22 protein-coding genes are annotated in these 23,103 nt (G+C 58.2%); 8 read left to right on the forward strand and 14 right to left on the reverse strand.

Going from position 1 to position 23,103, the window contains the following annotated elements; translation table 11 throughout:
• Positions 1-4 precede the first annotated feature (4 nt).
• Positions 5-2,422 carry a DNA topoisomerase (ATP-hydrolyzing) subunit B gene (gene gyrB, locus JSY17_RS11475; protein WP_117163928.1) on the forward strand — a complete coding sequence of 806 codons (2,418 nt, stop codon included), beginning with the start codon at positions 5-7 and terminating at the stop codon, positions 2,420-2,422.
• Positions 2,423-2,654: 232 nt separating this feature from the next.
• Here the strand turns inward: gyrB and JSY17_RS11480 are convergent, their stop codons facing one another.
• The 5 genes from JSY17_RS11480 to glyQ form a co-directional block, all read right to left on the reverse strand.
• Positions 2,655-3,605: a hypothetical protein gene (locus JSY17_RS11480; protein ID WP_206402953.1), complete on the reverse strand. Its 951-nt coding sequence runs from the start codon at positions 3,603-3,605 to the stop codon at positions 2,655-2,657.
• A 204-nt stretch (positions 3,606-3,809) separates the two neighbouring features.
• Positions 3,810-4,580: a lysophospholipid acyltransferase family protein gene (locus JSY17_RS11485; protein WP_206402956.1), complete on the reverse strand. Its 771-nt coding sequence runs from the start codon at positions 4,578-4,580 to the stop codon at positions 3,810-3,812.
• 60 nt (positions 4,581-4,640) lie between these two features.
• Positions 4,641-5,186 carry a D-glycero-beta-D-manno-heptose 1,7-bisphosphate 7-phosphatase gene (gene gmhB / locus JSY17_RS11490; RefSeq protein ID WP_117163924.1) on the reverse strand — a complete coding sequence of 182 codons (546 nt, stop codon included), beginning with the start codon at positions 5,184-5,186 and terminating at the stop codon, positions 4,641-4,643.
• 10 nt (positions 5,187-5,196) lie between these two features.
• Complete coding sequence (gene glyS / locus JSY17_RS11495; RefSeq protein ID WP_206402958.1) at positions 5,197-7,251, reverse strand: glycine--tRNA ligase subunit beta; 2,055 nt, start codon at positions 7,249-7,251, stop codon at positions 5,197-5,199.
• A complete protein-coding gene (gene glyQ, locus JSY17_RS11500) occupies positions 7,248-8,195 on the reverse strand; it encodes a glycine--tRNA ligase subunit alpha (protein WP_206402959.1) in 948 nt (315 codons plus the stop codon). The genes glyS and glyQ overlap by 4 nt, the downstream gene beginning before the upstream one ends.
• 79 nt (positions 8,196-8,274) lie before the next feature.
• On the opposite strand from glyQ, the gene JSY17_RS11505 reads away from it, so the two are divergent.
• Both JSY17_RS11505 and JSY17_RS11510 read left to right on the forward strand, forming a co-directional pair.
• A complete protein-coding gene (locus JSY17_RS11505; RefSeq protein ID WP_117184713.1) occupies positions 8,275-8,826 on the forward strand; it encodes a DNA-3-methyladenine glycosylase I in 552 nt (183 codons plus the stop codon).
• Positions 8,827-8,864: 38 nt separating this feature from the next.
• Positions 8,865-9,752: a lysophospholipid acyltransferase gene (locus JSY17_RS11510; RefSeq protein ID WP_117180595.1), complete on the forward strand. Its 888-nt coding sequence runs from the start codon at positions 8,865-8,867 to the stop codon at positions 9,750-9,752.
• A gap of 62 nt (positions 9,753-9,814) precedes the next feature.
• Here the strand turns inward: JSY17_RS11510 and trkA are convergent, their stop codons facing one another.
• From trkA to def, 4 genes are read right to left on the reverse strand one after another with little or no spacing between them, the layout of a single operon-like run.
• Positions 9,815-11,188 (reverse strand): Trk system potassium transporter TrkA, encoded by a 1,374-nt coding sequence (gene trkA, locus JSY17_RS11515; RefSeq protein ID WP_117184714.1) that lies wholly within the window; start codon positions 11,186-11,188, stop codon positions 9,815-9,817.
• A 14-nt stretch (positions 11,189-11,202) separates the two neighbouring features.
• Positions 11,203-12,525, reverse strand: a complete 1,323-nt coding sequence (rsmB, locus tag JSY17_RS11520) for a 16S rRNA (cytosine(967)-C(5))-methyltransferase RsmB (RefSeq protein WP_200976949.1) — start codon at positions 12,523-12,525, stop codon at positions 11,203-11,205.
• Positions 12,522-13,466 (reverse strand): methionyl-tRNA formyltransferase, encoded by a 945-nt coding sequence (fmt, locus tag JSY17_RS11525; RefSeq protein ID WP_117184716.1) that lies wholly within the window; start codon positions 13,464-13,466, stop codon positions 12,522-12,524. Before fmt ends, rsmB begins: the two co-directional genes overlap by 4 nt.
• Before the next feature lie 55 nt (positions 13,467-13,521).
• Complete coding sequence (def, locus tag JSY17_RS11530) at positions 13,522-14,028, reverse strand: peptide deformylase (protein WP_200997916.1); 507 nt, start codon at positions 14,026-14,028, stop codon at positions 13,522-13,524.
• A 129-nt stretch (positions 14,029-14,157) separates the two neighbouring features.
• On the opposite strand from def, the gene JSY17_RS11535 reads away from it, so the two are divergent.
• The 3 genes from JSY17_RS11535 to JSY17_RS11545 all read left to right on the forward strand — a co-directional run bounded on the left by JSY17_RS11535 (position 14,158) and on the right by JSY17_RS11545 (position 17,102).
• Positions 14,158-15,183, forward strand: a complete 1,026-nt coding sequence (locus tag JSY17_RS11535; RefSeq protein WP_206402960.1) for a LysM peptidoglycan-binding domain-containing protein — start codon at positions 14,158-14,160, stop codon at positions 15,181-15,183.
• A 123-nt stretch (positions 15,184-15,306) separates the two neighbouring features.
• Complete coding sequence (gene dprA, locus JSY17_RS11540; protein WP_206402961.1) at positions 15,307-16,506, forward strand: DNA-processing protein DprA; 1,200 nt, start codon at positions 15,307-15,309, stop codon at positions 16,504-16,506.
• 38 nt (positions 16,507-16,544) lie between these two features.
• On the forward strand, positions 16,545-17,102 hold the full coding sequence (locus tag JSY17_RS11545; RefSeq protein WP_117180589.1) for an L-threonylcarbamoyladenylate synthase: 558 nt from the start codon (positions 16,545-16,547) through the stop codon (positions 17,100-17,102).
• Here JSY17_RS11545 and JSY17_RS11550 read toward each other — a convergent pair.
• Positions 17,099-18,076 (reverse strand): NADPH:quinone reductase, encoded by a 978-nt coding sequence (locus JSY17_RS11550; protein ID WP_117184720.1) that lies wholly within the window; start codon positions 18,074-18,076, stop codon positions 17,099-17,101. The genes JSY17_RS11545 and JSY17_RS11550 overlap by 4 nt on opposite strands.
• Before the next feature lie 168 nt (positions 18,077-18,244).
• Between JSY17_RS11550 and hemF the strand changes: the two genes are divergently transcribed.
• The gene (hemF, locus tag JSY17_RS11555) at positions 18,245-19,156 is read left to right on the forward strand and encodes an oxygen-dependent coproporphyrinogen oxidase (protein WP_025257792.1); all 912 of its coding nucleotides are present in this window, start codon (positions 18,245-18,247) and stop codon (positions 19,154-19,156) included.
• A 61-nt stretch (positions 19,157-19,217) separates the two neighbouring features.
• The gene (gene aroE, locus JSY17_RS11560) at positions 19,218-20,042 is read left to right on the forward strand and encodes a shikimate dehydrogenase (protein ID WP_117180587.1); all 825 of its coding nucleotides are present in this window, start codon (positions 19,218-19,220) and stop codon (positions 20,040-20,042) included.
• Here aroE and JSY17_RS11565 read toward each other — a convergent pair.
• The 4 genes from JSY17_RS11565 to JSY17_RS11580 all read right to left on the reverse strand — a co-directional run bounded on the left by JSY17_RS11565 (position 20,039) and on the right by JSY17_RS11580 (position 22,756).
• Entirely contained in the window at positions 20,039-21,607 is a 1,569-nt protein-coding gene (locus tag JSY17_RS11565; protein WP_206402962.1) for a SulP family inorganic anion transporter, read from the reverse strand. The two genes, aroE and JSY17_RS11565, sit on opposite strands and share 4 nt — an antisense overlap.
• A 176-nt stretch (positions 21,608-21,783) precedes the next feature.
• Complete coding sequence (locus tag JSY17_RS11570) at positions 21,784-22,248, reverse strand: inhibitor of vertebrate lysozyme family protein (protein WP_117163911.1); 465 nt, start codon at positions 22,246-22,248, stop codon at positions 21,784-21,786.
• Between the two features lie 3 nt (positions 22,249-22,251).
• On the reverse strand, positions 22,252-22,416 hold the full coding sequence (locus tag JSY17_RS11575) for a DUF1328 domain-containing protein (protein ID WP_025257796.1): 165 nt from the start codon (positions 22,414-22,416) through the stop codon (positions 22,252-22,254).
• A gap of 58 nt (positions 22,417-22,474) precedes the next feature.
• Entirely contained in the window at positions 22,475-22,756 is a 282-nt protein-coding gene (locus tag JSY17_RS11580; protein ID WP_117163910.1) for a hypothetical protein, read from the reverse strand.
• Between the last annotated feature and the right edge of the window lie 347 nt (positions 22,757-23,103).

The following is a 23,103-nucleotide window of genomic DNA, read 5'->3' on the forward strand; positions in this document are numbered from 1 at the left end:
TTGCATGAGCGAAAACCAAACGTACGACTCGTCCAGCATTAAAGTGCTGAAAGGACTTGATGCCGTACGCAAGCGTCCCGGAATGTACATCGGTGATACAGACGATGGCAGCGGTCTGCACCATATGGTGTTCGAGGTGGTTGATAACTCGATCGACGAAGCATTGGCTGGCCACTGCGACGACATCAGCATCACCATCCATCCAGACGAATCCATTACCGTACGCGACAACGGTCGCGGTATTCCGGTAGACGTCCACAAAGAAGAAGGCGTGTCGGCTGCCGAGGTCATCATGACCGTGCTCCATGCCGGCGGTAAGTTCGATGACAACTCCTACAAGGTTTCCGGCGGTCTGCACGGTGTAGGTGTTTCTGTAGTTAACGCCCTCTCGGAAGTCCTGCAACTGACTGTACGTCGCAGCGGCAAGATCTGGGAGCAAACCTACGTTCATGGTGTTCCACAGGAGCCCATGAAAATTGTTGGTGAGAGCGATACCACAGGTACGCAGATCCACTTCAAACCTTCTGCAGAAACCTTCAAGAATATCCACTTCAGCTGGGACATCCTGGCCAAGCGTATTCGTGAACTGTCATTCCTGAACTCCGGCGTTGGTATCTTCCTGAAGGACGAACGCAGCGGTAAGGAAGAGCTGTTCAAGTACGAAGGTGGTCTGCGCGCTTTTGTTGAGTACCTGAACACCAACAAGACGGCAGTCAACCAGGTGTTCCACTTCAACGTCCAGCGCGACGATGGTGTGGGTGTTGAGATCGCCTTGCAGTGGAACGACAGCTTCAACGAGAACCTGTTGTGCTTCACCAACAACATTCCGCAGCGTGATGGCGGTACGCACCTTGTTGGTTTCCGTTCTGCACTGACCCGTAACCTGAACAACTATATCGAACAGGAAGGCCTGGCCAAGAAGCACAAAGTCGCCACAACCGGTGACGATGCGCGTGAAGGTCTGACTGCGATCATTTCGGTCAAGGTGCCGGATCCGAAGTTCAGCTCCCAGACCAAGGACAAACTGGTTTCGTCCGAAGTCAAAACAGCCGTTGAACAAGAGATGGGTAAATACTTCTCTGACTTCCTGCTGGAAAACCCGAACGAAGCCAAGGCGGTCGTGGGCAAGATGCTCGACGCTGCACGTGCTCGTGAAGCTGCACGTAAAGCCCGCGAAATGACTCGTCGTAAAGGCGCGCTGGATATCGCCGGTCTGCCGGGCAAACTTGCGGACTGTCAGGAAAAAGACCCTGCCCTCTCCGAACTGTACCTCGTGGAAGGGGACTCTGCTGGCGGTTCAGCCAAGCAGGGGCGTAATCGTAAAACTCAGGCAATCCTGCCTCTGAAAGGCAAGATCCTCAACGTCGAGAAAGCACGTTTCGACAAGATGATCTCTTCTCAGGAAGTGGGCACCTTGATCACTGCCCTGGGTTGTGGCATTGGCCGCGAAGAGTACAACATCGACAAACTGCGTTATCACAACATCATCATCATGACCGATGCTGACGTCGACGGTTCGCACATCCGTACCCTGCTGCTGACGTTCTTCTTCCGTCAATTGCCGGAGCTGGTCGAGCGCGGTTACATCTATATCGCTCAGCCACCGCTGTACAAGGTCAAGAAAGGCAAGCAAGAGCAGTACATCAAAGACGACGACGCCATGGAAGAGTACATGACTCAGTCGGCTCTGGAAGACGCCAGCCTGCACTTGAGCGACTCGGCTCCCGGCATCTCCGGCGAAGCGCTGGAGCGTCTGGTCAACGATTTCCGCATGGTCATGAAGACCCTCAAGCGCCTGTCGCGTCTGTATCCTCAGGAACTGACCGAGCACTTCGTTTACCTGCCGCCTGTCACGCTCGATCAACTGTCCGACCATGCCGCCATGCAAGCCTGGCTGGCCAAGTTCGATGAGCGTTTGCGTACCAGCGAGAAGTCGGGTCTGGTGTACAAGGCCAGCCTGCGTGAAGACCGTGAGCGTAATGTATGGCTGCCAGAGGTCGAACTGATCTCCCACGGCCTGTCCAACTACGTCACCTTCAACCGCGACTTCTTCGGCAGCAACGACTACAAGACCGTCACGGCTCTGGGCGCACAAATCAGCTCCCTGCTGGAAGAAGGTGCTTATGTGCAACGTGGCGAGCGCAAGAAGCCAGTCACCGAGTTCAAGGACGCCCTCGCCTGGCTGATGGCTGAAAGCACCAAGCGTCACACCATCCAGCGCTATAAAGGTCTGGGCGAAATGAACCCCGATCAGCTCTGGGAAACTACCATGGACCCAAGCGTGCGTCGCATGCTGAAAGTCACGATCGAAGACGCAATCGCCGCTGACCAGATCTTCAACACCCTCATGGGTGATGCGGTCGAGCCTCGTCGCGACTTCATCGAGAGCAATGCGCTGGCGGTTTCCAACCTGGATTTCTAAGGGTTGTTGTAGTGCTCTTCAAATAAAAAGCCCGGCTTACGCCGGGCTTTTTATTTTGTGCCAGTTAAGAAAATTTGCAGAATTCGCCCATTCTTAAAATTTTCTGGTTTCAGTAAATAAAAACTGTGTAGCCAGACAAAACTGAAATTTTCTCTGGAGCACAGCCGCAAGCGGATTTGGCTTATGCGGCACCCTTACTGTCACAGACTAGCCTCTGTCATCAACGCTTGTGCTATAGATGTGGGCCATCTTTTTCAGACGGTTCTCGCTTTATGGCAATGTTCACAAGGCGCTTTTTATCTTCGCTGTCAGCATTTGTGTGGTCATAGATTGAGAGCGCAATAGATATACCTGCTATCAGTACAGCGAGGTAGATACCGACGGGACGTAGCCAGCCTCCCTTGTCCACTCCAGTCTCTTTAACGTTTTCGATTTCAAAAGCACCGGCAGCAGCAACCATCAATGCTATTGCCACGAACCAAAGAATCATTCCCCAGCCATAGCCGTAAACTCCAAATATATAAGCGGGGAATGTGAAGGTATTAAGCGATAGCAGTAAAGCTATGACAGCAAGCTCTACTGCACTACGCGAAATCTGGAGGCGTATAAAACTTATCAGGAAGAATGGGTTTGCAAACCAGGCGAACTGGACGATTCCTACCCCAGCCCAACCCATATACAGAGCGAGCCAGCCCGGCGTGATTTCACTTTTGCTACCAACAGCTACCGGCAAAAATAACGAAATTATCCACAACACCAATGCCATGATTGAAAGCACTTCACTCGAAAGAAGGCGTTCCGTCAGAGATTGGCGAATTATGGGACGTTCATCGTTGGTTGCAGATAATCCTCGCTCTACGGGAGCCTCTAGCACGTCTGGTTCAGGGAGCAGATTTTCAACTAAATCCCTGATTCTTGATTTCATTATGAAAGGAATGAGAAGGCCAACATAAAAGCCTATAGTCGAAAGAATGCTGTTTCCCATCACGCTATGCCTGACATACCCCATGTACAACGCGAAAAATGCGCCTCCTGCAAGAATCCAGTAGGCATAGGTGGAAAACTCTTTGACGGCAGGTGAGTCGTGCAACGCAATCCATTGCCTCACTTGGTTCAGCACGAACACCAATAAGTACCCGAGTATAAATCCGCATAGCAGACCAAAAGTGGCTAATTCGAACATTTTGAATCTTCCATTTTTCTTCCTTGTCGATCTAGAGCTTTCGCCCACTAAAAAGCCGACCCTGAAGGTCGGCTTTCTATCTACTCGCAAAACTTATGCACGTTTTCAGCTCACTAATGAGCTTCAGAAATAAGCAGCTAAATTAATGACTTAGCCGCTTTTTCCGATGATTTTGCAAAAATGGTGCACAGGTTATCCACAAAATCAGACTTCGACTTTTTCGTTGCTCGAGACAGGTGCAACATCTGATCCCAGGGACTTCTGGGTAGCTTCATTCCACGCCTGGACGCGGTCGTTGAGGGCTGCAATGGCGCGAGGGCCGGAGCCTTCGGCGTACATGGGTTCACCGATCACGACCTGGATAGTGCCTGGCTTCTTTGCCCAGCCTTCTTTCGGCCAGTACTTGCCGGCGTTGTGTGCAACTGGCAGTACAGGCAGTTCGGCGTTGACCGCCAGGGCTGTGCCTCCACGGGAAAACTTGCCGATCTGACCGAACGGCACACGGGTGCCTTCCGGGAAGATCAGGACCCAGATACCGTCCTTGAGCAATTCGTCACCCTTCTTGGCTATTTGCTTGAGTGCGGCCTTGGGGTTCTCGCGATCGATCGCGATAGGGCGCAGCATGGCCATTGCCCAACCGAAGAACGGCACATACAGCAGCTCACGCTTGAGTACCTGGCTCATGGGCTCGAAGTAAGCCGAGAGGAAGAAGGTTTCCCAGGTGCTCTGGTGGTTGGAAATGATCACGCAGGGTGTCTGTGGAACGTTGTGCGCGCCTGTCACTTCCACGCGGATGTTCAGGAATACGCGGGTCAGCCAGATTGCACAGCGGCACCAGTAGACATTGATGAACCGGTAGCGGGCTTTGAAGGACAGAAAGGGCGCGATGAAGAAACTCAATGTGCACCACAGCAGCGAGCTGGTGCCTAGCAACAGGTAAAAGAAAAAGGTCCTGATTGCCTGGATGATCGACATAGTTGCTTTTACCGTACGGGCAGATGCCCGCTCATTCAGCGTACCGTTGAACCTGAGGGCTTACAGCGAGACGCTATTGTGGATAAGTTCTGCGGCAACTGCCGCCAGATCGTCAAAAATCAAAGTGCCGGCCGGCACTGTTCCGTCCATTGTCCTGCGGCCTTTACCGGTCATTACCAGAACAGGTTGTGCATCGACGGCCAAAGCGGCCTGCAGGTCACCCTTGCTGTCGCCCACGAACCATAAACCTTTCAGGTCTGCTGCGTAATGATTGGCGATGGTCTGCAGCATGCCAGGCTTTGGCTTGCGGCAGTCACAACCTTGATCCGGCCCATGTGGGCAATAAACGATCAAGCCAACCTCGCCACCCTGCCCTGCCACCAGCTCGCGCAAACGCGCATGCATGGCATCCAGAGTAGCCAGGTCGTAATAACCTCGGGCAATGCCCGACTGGTTGGTGGCAATCGCCACCGTCCAGCCGGCCTTGCTCAATGCTGCGATGGCCTCGATCGAGCCAGGAATGGGAATCCACTCCTCCACCGACTTTATATAAGCGTCGGAGTCCTGGTTGACGACTCCGTCCCGATCGAGAATCAGCAGCTTCACTCTCTATTCCTCAACCCAGCAGCGAGATATCGGCAACGCCCAGGAACAGGCCGCGCAGACGTGCCAGCAATGCATAACGGTTGGCGCGCACGTTGGCGTCGTCAGCGTTGACCATTACTGCCTCGAAGAACGCATCCACAGGCTCGCGCAGGGTTGCCAGGCGTGCCAGGGATTCGCTGTACTGACGCTCGGCTGCCATCGGCTGGACCGCGTGGTCGGCCTGCTGAATGGCCGAATACAGAGAGAACTCGTTGGCGTTGTCGAAGTACTTGGGCTCGACGGTCTGGGCGATGCTGCCCTCGGCCTTGCTCAGGAGGTTCGATACGCGCTTGTTCACCGCCGCCAGCGCAGCAGCCTGTGGCAACTTGCGGAATGCCTGAACGGCCTGGACCCGTTGATCGAAGTCCAGGGCTGAACCTGGCTGCAAGGCACGAACCGACAGGTAGACCGCAACCTCGACGCCTTCGTCTTCATAACGCGCACGCAGACGGTCGAAGATGAACTCCAGCACCTGGTCGGCGAGGCCGGCAGTCTTGACCTTGGCACCGAACTGGCTGACCGCGAACTTGACGGTCTCGATCAGATCCAGATCCAGCTTCTTGTCGATCAGGATGCGCAGGATACCCAGCGCAGCACGACGCAGTGCATACGGGTCCTTACTGCCGGTTGGCAGCATGCCGATGCCGAAGATGCCGACCAGTGTGTCGAGCTTGTCGGCAATGGCCACGGCAGCGCCGGTCAGGGTGGTAGGCAGCTCTGCTCCCGCACCGCGAGGCATGTATTGCTCGTTGAGTGCCAGTGCGACGTCTTCCGCCTCACCGTCAGCCTTGGCGTAGTAGAAACCGGCAATGCCCTGCATTTCCGGGAACTCGCCGACCATCTCGGTGGCCAGGTCGCATTTGGACAGAATACCGGCACGTGCCGCACGCTGGGCGTCGCCGCCAATGCGTGGTGCGATGAAAGCCGCCAGTTTGGAAACGCGCTCGGCCTTGTCGAAGACGCTGCCCAACTGGGCCTGGAACACGACATTCTTCAGGCGTTCGTTGAAGGTTTCCAGCTTCTGCTTTTTGTCCTGCTTGAAGAAGAACTCGGCGTCGGTCAGACGTGGGCGAACCACCTTCTCGTTACCGGCGATGATCTGTGCCGGGTCCTTGCTCTCGATGTTGGCCACTGTGATGAAGCGCGGCAGCAGCTTGCCTTCGCTGTCCAGCAGGCAGAAATACTTCTGGTTGTCCTGCATGGTGGTGATCAGGGCTTCCTGAGGCACTTCGAGGAAACGCTCTTCAAACGAGCAGACCAACGGAACCGGCCACTCGACCAGGCTTGCCACTTCGTCCAGCAGGCTTGGCGGTACGATAGCGGTGCCTTCCTGCTGAGCGGCCAGTTCGTCGACCCGCTTGCTGATGATCTGACGACGCTCTTTGAAGTCTGCCAGTACATGGGCTGCTCTCAGTTCGCTGAGATAGCTGGCTGGCGAAGAAATACGCACGTCCTGCGGATGGTGGAAGCGGTGGCCTCGCGAATGACGGCCTGCGCTCTGGGCCAGGATCGTGCAGTCGACCACCTGATCGCCCAGCAGCATGACCAGCCATTGGGTCGGACGCACGAACTCTTCCTTGCGGGCACCCCAGCGCATGCGTTTGGCGATTGGCAGGTCGTTCAGCGAATCTTCGACGATGGTCGGCAGCAATGTGGCTGTCGGTTTACCGATGATGTTCTGGCTGTAACGCAGCTTTGGACCGGTCTGGTCGATTTCGCTCAGATCGACGCCGCACTTCTTGGCGAAGCCCAGCGCGGCCTGAGTCGGGTTGCCTTCGGCATCGAAAGCGGCCTGACGGGGCGGGCCGTCCAGGTTGACGCTGCGATCCGGTTGTTGCGTAGCCAGGCCGGTAACCAGTACCGCCAGACGGCGTGGTGCGGCGTAAACTTGCTTGGCGCTATAGGTCAGGCCAGCACTCTGCAGGCCTTTCTCGATACCGGCCAGAAATGCATCGCCCAGGGAACTGAGGGTCTTGGGTGGCAGTTCTTCGGTGCCCAGTTCGACCAGAAAATCTTGAGCACTCATTGTGCAGCCTCCAGCTTAGCCAACACTTCATCGCGTAGATCGGGCGGCGCCATCGGGAAGCCAAGCTTGGCCCGGGCTTGCAGGTAGCTCTGAGCGACAGAGCGGGCCAGCGTGCGCACGCGCAGGATGTACTGCTGACGCGCAGTCACGGAAATCGCCCGGCGCGCATCCAGAAGGTTGAAGGTGTGCGAAGCCTTGAGGACCATTTCGTAGCTTGGCAATGGCAGCTCAAGTTCGATCAGGCGTGCGGCTTCGCTTTCATAGAAGTCGAACAGCTCGAACAGTTTTTCAACGTTGGCGTGTTCGAAGTTGTAGGTCGATTGCTCCACTTCGTTCTGGTGGAACACATCGCCGTAAGTCACCTTGCCGAACGGACCGTCAGCCCAGACCAGATCGTAGACCGAGTCCACGCCCTGCTGGTACATGGCCAGACGCTCAAGGCCGTAGGTGATTTCGCCGGTTACCGGGTAGCACTCGATGCCACCGACCTGCTGGAAGTAGGTGAACTGCGAGACTTCCATGCCGTTGAGCCAGATTTCCCAGCCCAGACCCCAGGCGCCCAGGGTTGGCGATTCCCAGTTGTCTTCGACGAAACGGACATCATGCACCAGCGGATCGAGGCCGATGTGCTTGAGCGAACCCAGGTACAGTTCCTGGAAGTTGTCCGGGTTCGGTTTCAGGATGACCTGAAACTGATAGTAATGCTGCAGGCGGTTGGGGTTTTCGCCGTAACGGCCATCACTCGGGCGACGGCTCGGCTGTACGTAAGCGGCGTTCCAGGTTTCCGGGCCTACGGCGCGCAGAAAAGTGGCGGTGTGGAAAGTGCCGGCGCCTACTTCCATATCGTAGGGCTGAAGTACCACGCAACCTTGTTCTGCCCAGTATTGCTGGAGGGCGAGGATCAAGTCTTGGAAGGTACGCACGGCTGGCGTAGGCTGGCTCACAAAATTCACCTGTGCTGGGCTGCGATTTAAAGAGCGGGAGTATACCCGATTCGGCTGCACGTCCACCCTTGGAAGGCCTATGACTCGCTGCTTTTGGTGCAATGAAGACCCGATTTACATCGCTTATCACGATCAGGAATGGGGAGTGCCGCTGCGCGATGCGCAGAAGCTCTTCGAGTTGCTTTTGCTCGAAGGGTTCCAGGCCGGTCTGTCATGGATCACGGTTTTGAAAAAACGCGCGCGATATCGCGAAGTCATGTTCGGTTTTGACGTCCATCGCATCGCGGCCATGACCGATGACGAGATCGAAGTTCTGATGCAGGAGCCAGGCATCATTCGTAACCGCCTCAAGCTCAACGCGGCCCGCCGCAATGCGCAGGCCTGGTTGAAGCTGGACGACCCGGTCGGGTTTCTCTGGTCGTTTGTCGGTGGAGAACAGAAGGTCAACCATTTCCGGGACCGCAGCGAGGTCCCGGCCATCACGCCAGAAGCCGAGGCCATGAGCAAGGCCCTCAAGAAAGCGGGTTTCACCTTTGTCGGGCCGACCATTTGTTACGCCTACATGCAATCGAGCGGCATGGTCATGGATCACACCGTCGATTGTGATCGATACGCGACTCTGGCCCGCTGAAGGTTACAATGCGCACCTCGAGAATTTGGGAGTGATCTGTGGATAAGTTCAAAGGTGCCATGATTGTCGGGGCGTTGCGGTTGTTTGCCCTGCTACCCTGGCGTGCCGTGCAATGGGTCGGCACTGCGATTGGCTGGTTGATGTGGAAGCTTCCGAACCGTTCCCGTGAAGTGGCGCGCATCAATCTGTCCAAATGCTTTCCGGAACTGAACGAGGCTGAGCTGAACCGACTGGTGGGCCGCAGCCTGATGGATATCGGCAAGACCCTGACCGAAAGCGCCTGCGCCTGGATCTGGCCTGCCCAGAAATCCATCGACCTGGTGCGTGAAGTCGAAGGCCTCGATGTGCTCAAGGACGCTCTCGCCTCTGGCAAGGGCGTGGTCGGAATCACCAGCCACCTGGGCAACTGGGAAGTGCTCAACCACTTCTATTGCAGCCAGTGCAAACCGATCATTTTCTATCGCCCGCCCAAGCTGAAGGCGGTGGACGAACTGCTGCGCAAGCAGCGGGTCCAGTTGGGCAACCGTGTTGCGGCTTCCACCAAGGAAGGCATCCTCAGTGTCATCAAGGAAGTGCGTAAAGGCGGTTCGGTGGGAATTCCTGCGGACCCCGAGCCGGCAGAGTCGGCGGGTATCTTCGTGCCCTTCTGCGGTACCCAGGCACTGACCAGCAAATTCGTGCCCAACATGCTGGCCGGTGGCAAAGCCGTTGGCGTATTCCTGCACGCCATGCGCCTGCCGGATGGCTCGGGCTACAAGGTCGTTCTGGAAGCAGCTCCTGAAGACATGTACAGCACCGACACTGAAACCTCGGCGGCAGCGATGAGCAAGGTGGTCGAGAAATATGTACGGGCTTACCCGAGCCAGTACATGTGGACCATGAAGCGCTTCAAGAAGCGCCCGGAAGGCGAAGCCCGCTGGTATTGATCCGTGGGAGCGCATTCATTCGCGATGCTGTTAGCGAATGAATGCGCTCCTGTCGCAGTCCGTCAGAAAAAGCTCAACCCCACCTGAAACAGCCGCTCCACATCGCGGATGTATTTTTTATCCACAAGGAACATGATCACGTGGTCGCCGGATTCGATCACGGTGATGTCGTGGGCAATCAGAACTTCTTCGTCGCGGATGATGGCGCCGATGGTGGTGCCTTGCGGGAGGATAATGTCCTTGATGGCCTTGCCGATGACCTTGCTGGATTTGGCATCGCCATGGGCCACGACCTCGATGGCTTCGGCCGCGCCCCTGCGCAGTGAATGCACGCTGACGATATCGCCGCGTCGCACGTGGGTCAGCAAGGTGCCGATGGTTGCCAGTTGCGGGCTGACGGCGATATCGATTTCCCCGCCCTGCACCAGATCCACATAGGCCGGGTTGTTGATCAGCGTCATCACCTTGCGGGCGCCCATCCGCTTGGCCAGCAGCGACGACATGATATTGGCTTCGTCGTCGTTGGTCAGGGCCAGGAACAGGTCGGTATCGCCGATGTTTTCTTCCATCAATAGATCGCGATCCGAAGAACTGCCTTGCAGGACCACGGCGCTGTTGAGGGTGTCCGACAGATGACGGCAACGCGCCGGGTTCATCTCGATGATCTTGACCTGATAACGGCTTTCGATAGCCTCGGCCAGACGCTCGCCAATATTGCCGCCGCCTGCGATCACGATGCGCTTGTAGCTTTCATCCAGACGTCGCATCTCGCCCATCACAGCCCGGATATGCGCCTTGGCTGCAATGAAGAACACTTCGTCATCGGCTTCGATAACGGTGTCGCCATGGGGGGTGATGGGGCGGTCGCGCCGGAAGATCGCGGCTACCCGGGTGTCGACATTGGGCATGTGTGCCCGCAACTGGCGCAGTTTCTGACCCACCAGCGGCCCGCCGTAATAAGCCCTGACGGCAACCAGTTGTGCCTTGCCTTCGGCAAAGTCGATGACCTGGAGAGCGCCGGGGTATTCGACCAGGCGTTTGATGTAGTTGGTGACGACCTGTTCCGGGCTGATCAATACATCCACGGGAATCGCATCGTTATCGAACAGACCGGCGCGGGTCAGGTAAGCCGCTTCGCGGACCCGGGCAATCTTGGTCGGCGTGTGGAACAGCGTGTAGGCAACCTGACAGGCGACCATATTGGTTTCATCGCTGTTGGTGACGGCCACCAGCATGTCGGCATCGTCGGCACCCGCCTGGCGCAACACCGTGGGAAACGAGCCCTTGCCCTGCACCGTGCGGATATCCAGGCGGTCGCCCAGGTCACGCAACCGGTCGCCGTCGGTGTCCACGACCGTGATGTCGTTGGCTTCACTGGCCAGATGTTCGGCCAGCGTGCCGCCAACCTGCCCCGCACCCAGGATGATGATTTTCAACTGCTATCTCCCTGTCAGACCGAAGCCGCGATCTTGATCAGTTTGGCGTAATAGAAGCCGTCATGCCCGCCTTCCTGCGCCAGCAACTGGCGACCGTGGGGCTGCTTGATGCCTGCGGGTTGCTGGCCGAGCTGTCCGGCGATATCCAGCTCACGAGCGCCCGAGGTGCGGGCCAGAAAGGCCTCGATCACTTCGGTGTTTTCCGTGGGCAGCGTCGAGCAGGTGGCGTACAGCAGGATGCCGCCAACCTGCAGGGTCGGCCAGAGCGCGTCCAGCAGTTCGCCTTGCAGCGTGGCCAGGGCAGCGATGTCATCGGCCTGACGGGTCAGCTTGATATCCGGGTGGCGACGGATCACGCCGGTTGCCGAGCAAGGCGCGTCGAGCAGAATGCGCTGAAAGGGCTTGCCGTCCCACCATTGGGCGGTTTGCCGAGCGTCGGCGGCGATCAGTTCGGCATCCAGGCCCAGGCGATCGAGGTTTTCCCGCACGCGCACCAGACGTTTGGCTTCCAGATCAACAGCTACCACCCCATCGAGTTGTGGCTGCACTTCCAGCAGGTGGCAGGTCTTGCCGCCCGGTGCACAGCAGGCATCGAGAACTCGTTGACCGGGAGCCAGTTCCAGCAGGTCGGCAGCCAGTTGCGCGGCTTCATCCTGAACGCTGATCCAGCCTTCGGCAAAACCTGGCAGTGAACGCACATCACCCGGCTCGGCCAGCAGGATACCGTCCTGGCTGAAGGTGCAGGCAACGGCTTCGATACCGGCTGTTTTCAACAGCTCAAGGTATTGAACACGGCTGTTATGCCGACGGTTGACCCGCAGGATCATGGGCGGATGCGCGTTGTTGGCGGCGCAGATGGCTTCCCAGTGTTCGGGCCACGCGGCTTTCAGGGCTTTTTGCAGCCAGCGCGGATGAGCGGTGCGCACTACCGGGTCGTGTTCCAGTTCGGCCAGCAGCGCTTCGCTTTCACGTTGGGCGCGGCGCAGGACCGCATTGAGCAAGGCTTTGGCCCACGGCTTTTTCAGCTTGTCGGCACAACCCACCGTCTCACCGATAGCGGCGTGAGCGGGAATGCGGCTGTAGAGCAGTTGATAAAGTCCAACCAGCAACAGTGCCTCGACATCGGCGTCTGCTGCCTTGAAGGGCTTTTGCAGCAACCTGGCCGCCAGCGCGGACAGGCGTGGCTGCCAGCGAGCAGTCCCGAAAGCCAGGTCCTGAGTGAGGCCCCGATCACGGACCTCGACTTTATCCAGCTGAGCCGGTAACGAACTGTTCAGCGAAGCCTTGCCGCTCAGGACAGCGGCCAAGGCTCTGGCGGCGGCCAGACGCGGATTCATTGACCCAATACCGTGCCGGTGGCGAACTTCTCGCGGCGGCTGTTGAACAGGTCGGTGAAGTTCAGCGGCTTGCCGCCCGGCAGTTGCAGGCGGGTCAGGCGCAATGCGCCCTGGCCACAGGCGACAATCAGGCCGTCCTTGCTGGCTCCGAGAATCGTGCCCGGTGTGCCCTGTCCTTCGGCAAGGCTGGCGGCCAGGACCTTGAGAGCTTCTTCGTTCAGGGTGCTGTGACAGATCGGCCATGGATTGAAGGCGCGGATCAGGCGTTCCAGCTCGTCTGCCGGGCGGCTCCAGTCGATCCGTGCCTCGTCCTTGTTCAGTTTGTGAGCATAAGTGGCGAGGGTGTCGTCCTGCACTTCACCCGCCAGCGACCCATCGGCGAGCCCGGCAACGGCCTGCAATACGGCAGGTGGGCCGAGTTCGGCAAGGCGATCGTGCAGGGTGCCGCCGGTATCTTCTGCCGTGACAGGCGTGGTGACCTTGAGCAGCATCGGGCCGGTATCCAGGCCGGCTTCCATGCGCATGACGGTCACGCCGCTTTCGGCATCGCCTGCCTGCACGGCACGCTGGATCGGTGCCGCACCACGCCAGCGTGGCAGCAGGGACGCGTGGCTGTTGATGCAGCCCAGACGAGGAATATCCAGCACCACTTGCGGCAGGATCAGGCCATAGGCGACCACTACCATGAGGTCGGGTTTGAGCGCTGCCAGCTCCTGCTGAGCGGTTGCGTCACGCAGGGTTGGCGGTTGCAGCACTTGCAGGCCATGCTGTAGCGCCAGTTGCTTGACCGGGCTTGGCATCAGCTTTTGTCCACGACCGGCCGGGCGATCAGGCTGGGTATAGACCGCGACGATCTGATGAGGGCTGTCGAGCAGGGCCTTCAAGTGTTCGGCGGCAAATTCCGGAGTACCGGCGAAGACGATGCGCAGTGGCTCAGTCATGGGCTTCTCGTTCTGTAAAAAAGAAAAGGCCCTCACAGGCCTTTTGGGTGATGGATCAAGCGTTCTGTCTGTGCTGTTTTTCCAGCTTCTTCTTGATCCGGTCACGCTTCAGATTGGACAGGTAGTCGACGAACAGCTTGCCGTTCAGGTGATCGCATTCATGCTGGATGCAGACGGCGAGCAAACCTTCGGCAACCAGTTCGTAAGGCTGGCCGTCACGGTCCAGGGCCTTGATGCGAACCTTCACGGGGCGGTCGACGTTTTCATAGAACCCGGGCACCGAGAGGCAGCCTTCCTGATACTGATCCATTTCTTCGGTCAGCATTTCGATTTCGGGGTTGATGAAGACGCGGGGTTCGCTGCGATCTTCACTCAGGTCCATCACGACCACGCGCTTGTGGACGTTGACCTGGGTTGCTGCCAGACCAATGCCTGGGGCTTCGTACATGGTTTCAAACATGTCGTCGACCAACTGGCGTATGCCGTCGTCTACTATCGCCACGGGTTTGGCGATGGTGCGCAGGCGCGAATCGGGAAATTCGAGAATGTTTAGAATGGCCATATACGTAAGGGCTGCACTGTAGGGTAAAGTCAAAATCGGCTGCCAGGCTTGAAACGTCAAAGCAGACAGCTATATGAGACTGATGGAACTTATGTTTACGCGAGACAACATGATAAAGGGATTCACCGCATGAGGAAATCACTACTCGCCCTGCTGCTTTTGACTGCCAGCGGTCTTGCTCAGGCGCAAGTGCAACTCAAGGAAGGCCACCCGCAGAGTTATACCGTCGTTGCCGGTGACACGCTTTGGGATATTTCCGGCAAATTCCTGCGAGAACCATGGAAATGGCGCGAGATATGGCGGGCCAATCCACAAGTGCGCGATCCCGACCTCATCTATCCCGGCGACTCGCTGTCGCTGATCTATGTCGATGGTCAGCCTCGTGTGGTGCTCAACCGCGCCGAATCCCGCGGCACCATCAAATTGTCACCGCGTGTGCGCAGCACGCCGACGATCGAAGCGATCCCGAGCATTCCGCTCGGTGCCATCAATGCGTTCCTGATCAGTAACCGGATCGTCGACGACGCCGACCAGTTCAACAAGGCCCCTTACATCGTTGCCGGCAATGCCGAACGTGTACTCAGTGGCGGAGGCGACCGCATCTACGCTCGCGGCAATCTGGACCCGCAACAGCTGAGCTACGGGATCTTCCGTCAGGGCAAGGTTTATACCGATCCTGTCACCAAGGAAGTGCTGGGCATCAATGCCGACGATATCGGCGGCGGTGAAGTCATTGCTACCGAAGGCGATGTTTCCACCCTGATGCTGCAACGCTCTACCCAGGAAGTGCGTCTGGGCGACCGCCTGTTCACCAGTGAAGAACGGGCAATCAACTCGACATTCATGCCCAGTTCGCCACAGAACGCCATTGAAGGTCTGATTCTCGATGTGCCTCGGGGCGTGACTCAGGTGGGCGTCTACGACGTGGTGACGCTCAACAAGGGCCGACGTGACGGGCTGGTCGAAGGCAATGTACTCGCGATTTACAAGACCGGCGAAACCGTCCGCGACCGGGTGACCGGCGATCAGGTGAAAATTCCCGACGAACGCTCCGGGTTGCTGATGGTTTTCCGCACTTATGAAAAGCTCAGTTACGCCTTGGTCCTGCACGCGAACCGATCTTTGTCCATTATGGACAAGGTCCGTAACCCCTGAGGCTCTGTCTCAAGGCTGAGACAGTTTTTTCCACCGGATCTTTCACTTATCAAATTGTTGTCAACAGAGTTATCCACAGGTTTGCCCACATCCTGAAGTGGGCCATGGATCAAGGACGATCTTATGCCGCTGTTTGAAAAGGCCATGCCTTCGCCTGCCGAACTGGAAGCGCGCCTGCGTTTGCATCGCTTGCCGGAGGTAGGACCCAGACGCTTTTCCAGACTCATCGATGCTTTTGGTTGCGCCTCGGCTGCGCTCTCGGCACCCGCCAGTGCATGGCGCGCATTGGGGCTGCCGACGGCCTGTGCCGAAGCCCGGCGCGACCCGTTGGTGCGTGACGGAGCCAGTGCCGCACTGGCCTGGATTGAGCATGAAGACCAGCATTTATTGATGTGGGACGATCCTGGCTACCCTGCACTGCTTGCTGAAATCGCCGACCCACCGCCTCTGTTATTCATCGCTGGCAACCCTTCGATTCTTGAGCGGCCTCAGTTGGGAATGGTCGGCAGTCGTCGTGCCTCGAAGCCGGGGATGGACACCGCCGCTGCTTTTGCCCGAAGTCTGGCGGGTGCCGGTTTTGTCATCACCAGCGGCCTGGCTCTGGGCATCGACGGTGCTGCGCATCAGGGTGCTCTTGACGTTGGCGGAGCCACAATCGGCGTGTTGGGTACAGGGCTCGAAAAACTTTATCCACAGCGCCATCGACAGTTGGCCGCGCAGATGATCGCCCAGGGCAGCGCAGTGATTTCCGAGTTCCCGCTGGATGCCGGACCACAGACCAGCAACTTCCCGCGTCGCAACCGGATCATCAGCGGTCTGTCCCTCGGTGTGCTGGTGGTGGAGGCCAGTGTGAGCAGCGGTTCGTTGATTACGGCGCGACTGGCAGCGGAACATGGCCGAGAGGTCTATGCCATTCCCGGCTCTATCCATCATCCCGGTGCCCGTGGCTGTCATCAGTTGATCCGCGATGGCGCGGTGCTGGTGGAAACCGTGGATCACATTCTCGAAGCCTTGCAGCACTGGCATCGCCAAGTGCCCACTCAGCAGACCGAACGCAGAAACATCGCTGTAGGGGCGAGCTTGCCCGCGACCAACTGCTTAGCAGACGATGGCAACGCACTCGCTCGTCAGAGTGCCTCTCAGGGCAAGCACTCTCCTGCCTCTTTGCTGTTGACCCTTCTGCATGCCGCGCCACAGACCAGCGAAGCGCTGGCTGCTGCCAGTGAATGGCCGCTGCCCCGGGTGCTGGCAGCCCTGACCGAGCTGGAACTGGACGGAATGATCAGCAATGAAGCCGGACGATGGTTCGCACGGGCGCCCTGAGGTTAAACTGCCCGGCAAGATTTAGCGGAGATACATCAATGGTCAGCAGTTGGCGTGTGCAGCAAGCCGCTCGAGATATTCGTGCCGGAGCGGTGATTGCCTATCCAACCGAGGCGGTCTGGGGGCTTGGGTGCGATCCGTGGGATGAAGAAGCGGTTTATCGCTTGCTGGCGATCAAATCGCGGCCTGTGGATAAAGGGCTGATTCTCATTGCCGACAACATCCGTCAGTTCGACTTTCTGTTCGAGGACTTCCCCGAGCAGTGGATCGATCGCATGGCCAGCACCTGGCCTGGCCCCAACACCTGGCTGGTGCCGCATCAGAACCTGCTGCCCGAGTGGATCACCGGCGTGCATGAAACCGTGGCCCTGCGCGTGACCGATCACCCGACCGTGCGTGAACTGTGCGCCTTGGTCGGCCCGTTGATTTCCACTTCGGCCAACCCTGCCGGTCGCCCCGCTGCCCGCACGCGCCTGCGCGTGGAGCAGTATTTCCGTGGGCAGATCGACCTGGTGCTCGGCGGCAGCCTGGGCGGCCGCCGAAACCCCAGTGTCATTCGCGATGTCGCGACCGGCCAGGTGGTGCGTCCCGGTTAAGGAATCAGAATCGTCGATCCCGTGGTGCGCCGTGCCGACAGCTCGGTCTGCGCTTGGGCGGCGTCCTTCAGGGCGTATTGCTGGATATCGTTGAGCTTGATCTTGCCGCTGGCGAGCATGTCGAACAGATCGTCGGCCATCGATTGCAGGTTTTGCGCGTTATTGGCGTAGCTGCCCAGGGTTGGACGGGTCACGTACAGCGAACCCTTCTGCGCCAGAATGCCCAGATTCACCCCTGAAACCGGCCCGGATGCATTGCCGAAGCTGACCAGCAGGCCGCGAGGTGCAACGCACTCGAGGGAAGTCAGCCAGGTGTCCTGGCCGACGCCGTCGTAGACCACCGGGCACTTCTTGCCTTCGGTCAGTTCCAGCACGCGTGCCGCCACGTCTTCATGGCTGTAGTCGATGGTTTCCCATGCACCCAGGGCTTTGGCGTGCTCGGCCTTCTGCGGTGAGCTGACCGTGCCGATCAGATGCGCTCCCAGCGCCTTGGCCCACTGGCAGGCCAGCGAACCGACGCCACCGGCAGCGGCGTGGAACAGAAAGGTTTCGCCGGGTTTGACCAGATAAGTCTGACGCAGCAGATATTGCACCGTCAGGCCTTTGAGCATCACGGCTGCGGCCTGCTCGAAGCTGATGGAATCGGGCAGTTTCACCAGATGGTCCTCGGGCAATACATGCAGTTCGCTGTAACCGCCCAGCGGGCCAGTGCCATAAGCTACTCGGTCGCCTACCTGAAAGCGCGTCACTTCGTTGCCGATGGCTTCGACTATGCCCGCGCCTTCCGTACCCAGCCCAGAGGGAAACGAAGGTGCAGGGTAAAGACCGCTGCGGTAATAGGTATCGATAAAATTCAGGCCAATGGCCTTGTTGCGAACCACGACTTGTTGCGGGCCGGGTTGGGCCTGCTCGAAGTCGACATATTCAAGAACTTCGGGTCCTCCGACAGTGCTGAACTGGATACGCTTTGCCATTTGCTATCTCCATGCTGAAACGAATCGTCAGATAGGCTATCGGACTCCTTCAAGTGATCTTCGTCAACTGCGAAGGCAGCCCGGCCAGTGGTATGCTACGCGCCAATTTGCCTGTACCCCTTTGCATTCGGGGGGCTCAGCCGTTTGAAGTCAGCATCAGGGATCACTATGACTACCCGTACCGAGGCCGTAAAAGCCTACCTGCTGGATCTGCAAGACCGAATCTGCACTGCTCTGGAGCTCGAGGACGGCAGCGCACACTTTGTCGAAGATGCCTGGACACGTCCGGCAGGTGGCGGTGGTCGAACGCGGGTCATCGAAAACGGCTCTGTCATCGAAAAGGGCGGCGTCAACTTTTCCCACGTCTTTGGCAGCAACCTGCCGCCGTCGGCCAGTGCTCACCGGCCCGAGCTGGCCGGACGCGGCTTCGAGGCCCTGGGCGTTTCCCTGGTGATCCATCCGCACAATCCCCATGTGCCGACTTCCCACGCCAACGTGCGGTTCTTCATCGCAGAAAAGGAAGGCGAAGAGCCGGTCTGGTGGTTCGGTGGCGGTTTCGACCTGACGCCCTACTACGGCGTCGAAGAGGACTGCGTGCACTGGCACCGGGTTGCCGAGCGTGCCTGTGCGCCGTTTGGCGATGACGTCTATCCCCGTTACAAGGCCTGGTGTGACAGCTATTTCCACATCAAGCATCGCAACGAGCCACGCGGGGTTGGCGGTCTGTTCTTCGACGATGTGAATCACTGGGATTTCGACACCAGCTTCGCTTTCATGCGCGCCATCGGTGACGCCTATATCAACGCCTACCTGCCGATTGTGCGTCGTCGCAAGGCCACGGCTTATACCGTGCAACAGCGTGAGTTCCAGGAGTTCCGACGTGGCCGCTATGTCGAGTTCAACCTGGTGTACGACCGCGGCACGCTGTTTGGCCTGCAATCGGGTGGCCGTACCGAATCGATCCTGATGTCCCTGCCCCCGCAAGTGCGCTGGGGGTATGACTGGAAGGCTGCGCCGGGCAGCGAAGAAGCGCGCCTGACCGAGTATTTCCTTCAGGATCGGGACTGGTTGGCGGAATGACCGAAGCCGCCTCTCGCAGTCAGTAGTGCACCGGGCGCTAAACACATCAACAGGAACACAAATGGACCAGTACGTCGTATTCGGTAATCCCATCGGCCACAGCAAGTCGCCATTGATCCACAGCCTGTTCGCCAGGCAGACAGAGCAGCAACTGGATTACCGAACCGCGCTGGCGCCACTGGATGACTTCACGGCCTTCGCCCGAGATTTTTTCCAGACCGGTCGCGGGGCCAATGTGACCGTGCCGTTCAAGGAAGAAGCCTATCGCCTGGCCGACAGCCTGACCCGGCGTGCCCAGCGCGCAGGTGCCGTGAATACCTTGAGCAAGCAGGCCGACGGCACCTTGCTGGGCGATAACACCGACGGCGCCGGGCTGGTTCGTGATCTGACGGTCAATCACGGTGTCAGCCTGAGAGGCCAGCGTATCCTGTTGCTCGGTGCCGGCGGTGCTGTGCGTGGTGCTCTGGAGCCGTTGCTCGCGCAGAAACCGGCTGCCCTGGTGATCGCCAACCGTACGGTGGAAAAAGCCGAAAACCTGGCCCAGCTCTTTACGGACCTCGGCCCGGTATTCGCCAGCGGTTACGACTGGCTGGAAGAGTCGGTAGACCTGATCATCAACGCAACCTCCGCCAGCCTGTCGGGCGAGCTGCCACCGATTGCCGCCAGCCTGATCCAGCCGGGTCATACCTTCTGCTACGACATGATGTACGGCAAGGAGCCGACCGCATTCTGTCGCTGGGCGAGCGAGCACGGTGCTGCCCAGGCGGTGGATGGCTTGGGCATGCTCGTCGAACAGGCCGCCGAAGCCTTCCTGCTATGGCGCGGCGTGCGTCCGGACTCCGCAGAGGTGCTGGCCGAAATGCGGCGGCAGTTGGCGAGCGCCTAATCCTCGAACAGGATCGGGCACTTCTGTGCACCCTCCAGCTTCTGCAACTCTTCAACGACCTGCTGTCGGGCGCGGCGTAAAGTCAGGGTCCGGTTCTGTTTGAGCAGGCGTCGGGCCTCCTGATGCAGCATCTCCACGCCCGAATAGTCGATGAAGTTGATGTGCTGGGCGTCGATCACCACATGCTTGCCTTCGGTACGCTGCAGGCGGGTTTGCAGGTAGTGACTGGCCCCGAAGAAAATCGACCCGCCAACGCGCATGATGTCTTCGTCACCTTCGCGCCACTGCTGCACCTTGGGCTGCGACGTGCGCTTGAGGTAGAAGAACAGCGAAGCCAGCACGCCCGCGTAGATTGCGGTCTGCAGCTCCAGCAGCAGCGTTGCGACACAGGTCAGGGCCATCACGAAAAACTCCGAACGGCTGACCCGGAACAACGCCGCGATACCGCGATGATCCACCAGTCCCCAGCAGATCAGCAGAATTGAGGCCGCCATGGCCGGAATCGGGATGTGGGCAATCAGTGACGCCCCCGCGACGGCGAACAGCATGACCCATAATGCCGAAAACACACCCGCCAGAGGTGAGCGGGCACCGGCCTCATAACTCAAGGCGGCGCGGGTAAATGAACCGGCAGACATGTAACCCGAAAACAGGGAGCCGACCATATTCGACAGGCCCTGGGCGCGGACTTCCTGATTGGCATTGATGAGTTGCTGGGAGCGTGCCGACAGCGAGCGGGCAATCGACAGGCTGTTCACCAGCCCGAGCATGCCGATCGCCACGGCAGTCGGCAGCAGTTTGAGGATCAATTCCAGATCCAGCGGCAGCGGGCTGAATGGCGGCAACTGACCCGTGAAAGCCTTGACCACCTTCACATGGCCAAACATCGCAGGCCACAGCCAGGCCAGCAGGCTGCTCGATACCAGAGCGATCAATAGCGTCGGCCAGCGCGGCACGAAATATTTCAGGGTAATGCCCAGTGCCAGAGTCAGCAGGCCGAGGATCAGCGAAGGCTTGTCGATCTCCTGACTGTGTTCAAGGACCGCTGTCAGGCTGTTGAGGGCTGTGCTCTGGCTGGGCAGGTCGATGCCGGTCAGGTTCGGTATCTGTCCCAGTGCAATCACAATGGCTGCGCCCAGGGTGAAGCCCAGCACGACGGAGTGCGAGACGAAATTCACCAGCGCGCCGAAGCGCATCATGCCCAGCAGCAACTGGAAGGCTCCGGCAATGAACGTCAGCAACAGAATGAGAGTGATGTAGTCCTGGCTGGCCGGAACCGCCAGCGGACTGATGCTGGCATACAGCACGATGGAAATCGCTGCCGTCGGCCCGCAGATCAGATGCCACGACGAACCCCACAAACAGGCGATCAACACCGGCACGATGGCCGCGTACAAACCATATTCCGGAGGAAGACCGGCGATCAGCGCGTAAGCGATGGATTGGGGCAATGCCAGAACGGCACCGCTCAGACCTACCAATGCATCCCGACCGACGCTGGCACGGGTCTGTGCGGGCAGCCAGGCGAGAAACGGCAGGAATTTGTGACGGTTGAACCAACCCATGAAACCCTCGTCGATTGGTTGCGGCATCCAAGGGTACACGGCTGGACTGTGCTTATGCACTCACGAACATAGCCTGATTCTCTTGCGAGAATGAAGAGTGGAACGAGGGCGACGGGAGACCAGGCAGGCGGGAGGGTGTCCGGATGCCTGGTCCTTGAAAGATGTCAGGGGGCCGATCAATACCAGTTCGGGTCCTTGCTCAACTGCTCTTTCAGCAATTGCTGCATGCCTTCATCCGGTTTGCCCAGAAAACGGTAGGTCGCATGACGAGTCGGCGACTTGTCGGCCGGAAGTCCGGCAGGCACTTCGACCAGCATGGCGTAGGCGTCTTCCTTATCGAGGCTGAATGCCACGATGAGGCGCTTGCTCCGGCAGGTTTCGGCAGTTTCACACAGAGGACCGACGAGGTAAGGGTCTCCGTCTTCGGTAACGGCAGTCATCTGCTCGGAAGCACCAGAGAGGTTGATGATCCAGTCAGGCAACCGTTCCTCTTTCTTGACGACCTTGGTCCACGTCTGGCGGTACTCGGGCGCAGAACTCAACAGCTCATTGACCCGAGCCTGCCCGTCATTGGCGGCTAATGCCATGGCACTGCCGCCCATCAACAGGGCGGCGGCCAGTGATTGCAAGGATTTGCCCATTACTCAGCCTCGTCCACGGCGTCCGAAGAAGAAAGATACGACGAACATGACCAGGAACACGATGAACAGAATCTTGGCGATACCTGTTGCAGTGCCTGCGATACCACCGAAGCCCAGAACGGCAGCGACAATGGCGATGATCAAGAACGTGATAGCCCAACTCAGCATGGTGATACTCCTTTTTACAGCTATTTGAATTTGGAACGTTTCGTTCGGTTTCTCAGGATCAGAAGATCCATTTTTGCGGCGTTACTACTTCGTTTACGGAGACCACGCCGTCTACAGGCCTGGCTTCGAGTCCATTGATCTGTGCAGTGCGGGTCAGGCTCTGATAGGACGTGCTTACCTTGATGATCTGCTGTTGGGTCCGGGCCGCTTCACGCGAATGATCCCAACGTTCGAATTGCTGAACCGCGATCAGGGTGACAAGCAAGGCCAGCAGCAGAAACAGGCCTTGTTGGATGTGCAAGGATGAAATACGCAAATGAGCAATATGCCAGTTGTTCATCCTTAAACTCCCTTTACCTGAACGGTGTGATGAAGTGGTTGGCCATGAGGTCAGGCCTTGAGTGCAAGGGATATTGCAGGCTGCATGCCATTTTTTGATTTTTTAATAAGTTCAATAAAATCAATGGCTTGAGATATTCTCGAAAAAGTTACGGCCAGCAAGCTGCACGATCGACCCCCTGTGGTCGTGCGTTCTGCACGAATGTTCGAAAGGGTGGTCATGGAGTTAACTTGAGGAAAATCGAGGGTCTTGGGAGATCGTGGGGGCAAAACATCCCTGGCGGGAGAAATATCGTCAGGAAAATCAGCCGGTTAGCCAAGGCTCGAACAGATAGCTAACATGCATGT

This window comes from Pseudomonas capsici, assembly GCF_017165765.1.
GTDB lineage: Bacteria > Pseudomonadota > Gammaproteobacteria > Pseudomonadales > Pseudomonadaceae > Aquipseudomonas > Aquipseudomonas capsici.